This is a genomic window from Bartonella gabonensis (assembly GCF_903679515.1).
Taxonomy (GTDB): Bacteria; Pseudomonadota; Alphaproteobacteria; order Rhizobiales; family Rhizobiaceae; genus Bartonella; species Bartonella gabonensis.
The window spans coordinates 1-6326 of sequence record NZ_CAHOYM010000055.1; the positions used below are offsets into that span (position 1 = coordinate 1).

Annotated in this window: 4 protein-coding genes and 1 pseudogene; 4 read left to right on the forward strand and 1 reads right to left on the reverse strand. The window is 44.1% G+C overall.

Annotation, left to right across the window (positions count from 1 at the left end):
* Window positions 1–298 precede the first annotated feature (298 nt).
* The 4 genes from infA to clpB all read left to right on the forward strand — a co-directional run bounded on the left by infA (window position 299) and on the right by clpB (window position 5381).
* Entirely contained in the window at window positions 299–517 is a 219-nt protein-coding gene (gene infA / locus HWX04_RS07575; protein ID WP_004857577.1) for a translation initiation factor IF-1, read from the forward strand.
* 207 nt (window positions 518–724) lie between these two features.
* Window positions 725–1474, forward strand: coding sequence for a Maf family nucleotide pyrophosphatase (locus HWX04_RS07580; RefSeq protein WP_175869529.1), 750 nt, complete (start codon window positions 725–727; stop codon window positions 1472–1474).
* A gap of 69 nt (window positions 1475–1543) precedes the next feature.
* Window positions 1544–1843 carry a DNA gyrase inhibitor YacG gene (gene yacG, locus HWX04_RS07585; protein ID WP_175869530.1) on the forward strand — a complete coding sequence of 100 codons (300 nt, stop codon included), beginning with the start codon at window positions 1544–1546 and terminating at the stop codon, window positions 1841–1843.
* 958 nt (window positions 1844–2801) lie between these two features.
* Window positions 2802–5381 (forward strand): ATP-dependent chaperone ClpB, encoded by a 2580-nt coding sequence (clpB, locus tag HWX04_RS07590; RefSeq protein WP_175869531.1) that lies wholly within the window; start codon window positions 2802–2804, stop codon window positions 5379–5381.
* A 730-nt stretch (window positions 5382–6111) separates the two neighbouring features.
* Here the strand turns inward: clpB and HWX04_RS07595 are convergent.
* Window positions 6112–6326: pseudogene (locus tag HWX04_RS07595) on the reverse strand (helix-turn-helix domain-containing protein); the annotation flags it as partial.

Sequence of the window (6326 nt, forward strand, 5' to 3'; positions counted from 1 at the left end):
GGGGGGGGGAGCGTCATTTCTTGTCAGGCTTAAACCAAGTTCATGGGGGGGGGAGCGTCATTTCTTGTCAGGCTTAAACCAAGTTCATCATAAAAATTGGCAAGTAAAATTTGAGGGAATAAAATTGGAATGTTCACAATGGAGAGTGAGTTTTTTTGAAAACATAAGAGAGAAAACTTGAAAAACCTTTCCATTTTTGTGGAATTTTTATTCACAACTTTGAGAAAATAGGGTATGAACGCTGGAAAATAACGCGCAGCTTAATAAAATATGCGTACTGTAAAGGAAATTTTTGTTTATGTCAAAAGAAGAAGTTTTAGAATTTTCTGGTATCGTTACTGAGCTTTTACCTAATGCGATGTTTCGTGTGAAATTGGAAAATGATCATGAAATTATTGCACATACCGCTGGAAGAATGCGAAAAAATCGTATTCGTGTGTTAGCCGGTGATAAAATTATGGTCGAAATGACCCCTTATGATTTGACAAAAGGACGCATTACATACCGCTATAAATAGCCTTATCGATGGCTTGCGTTTTTTGTAAAAGTTACAATATTCTTTGCTGGGATTTTTAAGAGACCTATGGGGTGATTTCTCTGCGTTTAGAAAAGGTGATTGTTTAAAATAACCTTGAAAAGGTATAAAGTCCAATGTGGGAAAGAATAAGGAGATTAATGGCGCTTAAAATGGGGTAAGAGAAAAGCCGATTGTAAAGGGGTGAAAATGAAAGGTATCGATGAGTGGGGGGAAAGGCGTTTGGCAGAAACTCTTGGAGAAAAAGTTCATTTGGATGAAGAAATTCATTTGGTGCTTGCCTCCGCTTCGCCGCGTCGTTTAATGCTCTTAGCCCAAATAGGGATTGATCCGCAACAGGTTTGTGCAAGCGATATTGACGAAACGCCAAAATTAAAAGAACATCCCGCAAACCTTGCCAAACGTTTGGCTAAAGAAAAAGCACTCAAAGCGCAAGAGAATTTGCGCTGGTACACTCAGGTACTCCAAGAAAATCAGAACCCCAAAGAAAAATTGCAGAATGTCCCCCAAAAATTGTCTGGGCAGAAAATGATTATCTTGGCGGTTGATACGGTGGTGGCTGTGGGGCGCACCATTTTTCCAAAACCAGAAAGCGAGGATGAGGCTTATGAATGTTTACGTTTCCTTTCTGGTCGGGCACACAAGGTCTATGGTGCCATTTGTGCTTTGAATGAAAAGGGAAAAATAACCGTAAAATTGGTTGAAAGTCGTGTCCGTTTTAGACGCTTAACCTCTTCCATGATGAAGGCTTACCTTGCTTCAGGAGAATGGCAAGGGAAAGCGGGTGGCTATGCTATCCAAGGGAAAGCTGGGGCTTTTGTGGTCTATATCGCAGGCTCTTATTCTAATGTTGTGGGATTGCCTTTGGCTGAAACAGCCGATCTCTTGACTGCTTATCACTATCCACTTTACACTCAGTGGGCAGAAGAAATGCAGTAGAGAAATTTAAGGCAAGAGCTATGCAGAGGGAAAGGAAGCAAAAAGAGTAGCAAAAAGTACAAAGAAAAAATGAAACAGGGCAAAAATGAAAAAAAAGAAATAGAAGAAAATTTAATGAAAGAGGAAAGAACCCAGACGTCTCAAAGTCAAAGGAAGCTCCATAACCAAAAAGAACACATTGAGCAAAAAGAGCCTCCTCTGCCAAAAGAGACACGTCCGCCGCATCCTTGTCCTATTTGTGGTCAAATGTCCCAAAAGTCTTCTTATCCTTTTTGTTCTCCCCGATGCCGCGCCATTGATCTTAATCGTTGGCTTTCAGGTGTTTATATCTTGCCACCTTCTCCACAAGTTAGCGATGAAGAAGAATAAAGGAGCATTCTTTCAAGGAGAATGGCTTGCGTGAGCTTTGCGTCTTGCGGTAAGGCTTGGGGGGATAGGGTTTGTTTGGTCCGGTCTGATCCATGTTCTTTGAGATGGGGGCTTTGGGTAAGGGGCTGGATTTTCTTTTATAGAGCGGTGTGGGGTGGACTTCTTGTCCTTTGCGGCGTGTGGTGGCAAGTCTGTAGATTTTTTTATCGGCAGTTTAGTCTGCAGATTTCTGTAAAAATGTTAAAACGTAAAAATGTGGATCTGTAAAAGGGAGAGGGGAAGTTTTAGGGTGTGGAGGATTTATGGGGCGTGTAGGCTTGGGGGCGTGGTTTGGAGTTTTTTATGGTGTGGAATGGGGGGAGAGGATTTTTTTTGGGGGTGAAGAGCCTTGTTAATGGAGGGCAGGTTGGGGTGAAAGGCGGGCGTGACTGGAAGAGAGAGCTTGTGAAAGGGGGTAAGCTTGAGATGAAAAGGGGGAAGACTTGGGGCGTGTCGAGGGGATGAGGTGTGAGAAAATGGAAGAGGCAGAGAGGGCGTATGGATAGGTTCGAGGGGGATGTTAAAAGAGGTGGTGTGAAGAGATCTCGTGAGGTGTGGTGAGAGGGAATGGGGCTTGTTTGTCTGAGCCTTTTGAAATCTTGTGCTAAAGTGATTTGAATAAAGTTTTTTAAGGAGATCTTTTTATAAGTTTTGTTGCTTTAGATTCTTTCTATGATTTTTTTCAGCTTGTGTTTTCTTTTGTGTTTTTGCTCTTGCACTCGTTTAGATCAAAACCCATATTCATTTTAACACGACAGTTCTTCATGCTTCAACGTTTCTGGTGTTCGTGTGGTGGGGCGGGTCTTTATGACGTGATGGGGAGAGCTTTTGGTTTAGTGTTTTGAGAGAGAGAGAGCAAAAGGGCCATGGCCATGACCAAGAACGGGTGCCTAAAAAGTTGCCCCAAGAAAGGAAAAAAATGAACTTGGAAAAATATAGCGAACGCGTGCAGGGGTTTTTACAATCAGCACAAAATAATGCTTTGGCTTCTGATCATCAGCAGTTTATGCCGGAGCATTTTTTGAAAGTCTTGTTAGATGATACGCAAGGATTGGCGGCGTCGCTTATTCAAAAAGCAGGGGGAGATCTTAAGCTTATTCAACAAACACTCAAAGAAGCGCTCGAGGCGTTGCCAAAAGTGCAGGGGGGAAATGGACAGCTTTATCTTTCGCAGCCGGTGGCAAAAGTTTTCGCGCGGGCAGAAGAGCTCGCACAAAAAGCCGGTGATCAGTTTGTTACTGTGGAACGCATCCTGCAAGCGCTATTGATGGAACAGTCTGCAAAAACAGCAGAGATTCTCACAACGGCCGGCTTGACCCCTCAAGCACTTAATCAAGCCATTAATGATTTGCGCAAAGGAAAAACAGCCACAAGCCCCCATGCGGAAGGTCAATATGATGCTTTGCAAAAATATGCCCGTGATCTCACAAAAGATGCTCGTGAGGGAAAACTGGACCCTGTCATTGGGCGAGAAGAAGAAATTCGACGCACTATTCAGGTGCTCTCACGGCGCACAAAAAATAATCCCGTGCTGATTGGGGAACCTGGCGTGGGAAAAACCGCCATTGTGGAAGGGTTGGCGTTGCGCATTATCAATGGCGATGTTCCAGAAACTTTGCGCGATAAACAACTTTATGCATTGGATATGGGCGCGCTTATTGCGGGCGCAAAATATCGCGGAGAATTCGAAGAACGTCTCAAAGCAGTGCTGGCGGAAGTGCAAGCCGAAAATGGCCAGATTATTCTCTTTATTGATGAATTGCATAATCTGGTGGGGGCTGGAAAATCTGATGGTCCTATGGATGCTTCAAACCTGCTAAAACCTGCTCTTGCACGTGGAGAACTCCATTGTGTGGGGGCGACAACTTTGGATGAATATCGAAAATATGTCGAAAAAGATGCTGCTCTTGCTCGTCGTTTTCAGCCGGTCTTTGTGCTAGAGCCCTCTTTGGAGGATACGATTTCTATTTTGCGCGGGATTAAAGAAAAATATGAACAACACCACAAAGTGCGTTTGGCCGATAGTGCTTTGATTGCCGCTGCACGGTTGTCTGATCGTTATATTACCGATCGTTTCTTGCCAGATAAAGCCATTGATCTTATTGATGAAGCGGCGGCTCGCTTGCGTATGCAGGTCGATTCAAAGCCGGAAGAACTGGATGCGCTTGATCGACGCATTTTACAGTTGAAAATCGAACGGGAAGCTTTGAAAACAGATGTCGAGCCAACTGCAAAAGAACGTTTGAAAAATGTGCAGGAAGAACTCAAAATATTGGAACAACAGTCTGCGGAGATGACAACAGCTTGGCAGGCTGAAAAACAAAAATTAGGTCATGCGGCCGATTTGAAAAAACAACTTGAAGAAGCACGCAATGCTTTGGCTATTGCACAACGTGATGGACAATTCCAACGTGCTGGGGAACTGGCTTATAGTGTTATTCCGGAACTGGAAAAACAATTGACTTTAGCGGAAAATGATGACCAACAAAATCATCTCGTTGAAGAAACGGTGACCGCTGAACATGTGGCGCGGATTGTTTCTCGCTGGACCGGTATTCCTGTTGATCGGATGTTGGAAGCAGAACGGGAAGCGCTCTTGCGTATGGAAGATGAAATTGCAACCCGTGTGGTGGGGCAGGGCGAGGCCGTTCAAGCTGTTGCGCGGGCTGTACGGCGGGCGCGGGCGGGGTTGCAAGATCCCAATCGTCCGCTGGGTTCTTTCATGTTTTTGGGACCTACCGGTGTGGGAAAAACCGAACTCACCAAAGCTTTGGCGGCTTTTCTTTTTCAAGATCCTAATGCCATGTTGCGTATTGATATGTCGGAATATATGGAAAAGCATGCAGGCGCGCGGCTCATTGGGGCGCCGCCTGGATATGTGGGATATGAAGAAGGTGGCGTGCTGACGGAGTCCGTGCGAAGAAGACCTTATCAAGTTATTCTGTTCGATGAAATTGAAAAGGCGCATCCGGATATCTTTAATCTGTTATTGCAAGTATTGGATGAAGGGCGCTTGACCGATAGTCAGGGTAGGACGGTTGATTTTCGTAATACTTTGTTGATTATGACCTCTAATCTTGGTGCTGAATTTTTAACCGCTTTGCCGGAAGGACAAACGGTTGATCAAGCAAAAGACGATGTTATGAATGTTGTGAAAGCCGCTTTCCGTCCGGAATTTTTAAACCGTATTGATGAGATTATTCTTTTTCAGCGGCTACAACGCAAAGATATGGAGGCGATTGTTGATATTCAGATACAGCATTTGCAAAATTTGCTCAATGAACGCAACATAACCTTGCATATCGAACCAGAAGTACGACAATTCCTTGCTGATAAAGGCTATGATCCCCTTTATGGGGCACGTCCGCTCAAACGTATTATTCAAAGAGAAATTCAAGATCCTCTCGCAGAAAAAATTTTGTTTGGAGAAATCCATGACGAGACGGCAGTAAAAGTTACAAAACAAGGTGATCGCTTGGAATTTTTCCCGGAAACATAAGTGGAGGGAAATTTTCACTAAGAGGGTGGCGATAATCCCCTTATGCCATAAAATACCGTTGCTTTTAGGGGCGCTTATACGGTGTTCCGCTTGCTCTGAGTGGTCAATGGTGAAAATTTGCTAGGAAAGTTTCGCACATACTGTTGTTTATAGAGCCGTATGGGGTGGGTGGTTTGGTCCTTTGGGGGGATTGTTTAGGGGTTGGTTTGGGCGTTTTGTCGGCTTGCGTTCTGTAAAAATGGTAAAGCGTAAAAACGTGAATCTGTAAAAGTGAAGCGCAGAATAAAAAGAGTGTTGAAATGGGAGTATGAGTTTGCGGGGGGGGGGGTGGTTGCGACAAGAGATGGTAAAAATTACAAAACAAGGTGATCGCTTTAGAGTTTTCGCCTGAAACATAAGGGAATGGGAAGTTCAAGGCATGGGCGATTTATGCGTTGTGGATGCTTTGGATTGTGTTGGTTTTTTTGTCTGATGTGTAATGGGGTGAGGGAGGTGAAGAGTTTGTCAATGGAGGGCACGCAGGGGTAAAAAGGGGGATATGCGTTGGATTAGAGGAGAGGAGAAGGGAAAAGTGTGCGTGTGGTTAGGAGGGGCGTGTACAAGAGGAAGTGTTGCAAAGGGAGGTGTGGAAGGATGGAGCCGTTTTGCGGAGATAGAATCTGCTTGTTGTTCCTGATGAAATACTTCCCTTTGAAGGGGCATATCATTTTTTTCTGAGGTGCTCTTTTGTCTACTCAGAGATTAGCCACCAAATTGCTTTCTGTTTTTTAGGGTGGAGTTCTCTAAAATTTTTCAAAAGGGTGTATTCTTTTTCGCTATAGGTTTTTTGATCATGGTGGGAATGATTTTCTTTTGTGAGGTTATCTTCTTGTGTGGCAATATCCGCATAAAAAAAGGTAATAGGAACCTCCAGTATGTTGGCAATTTCTTGTAAACGCCCTGCGC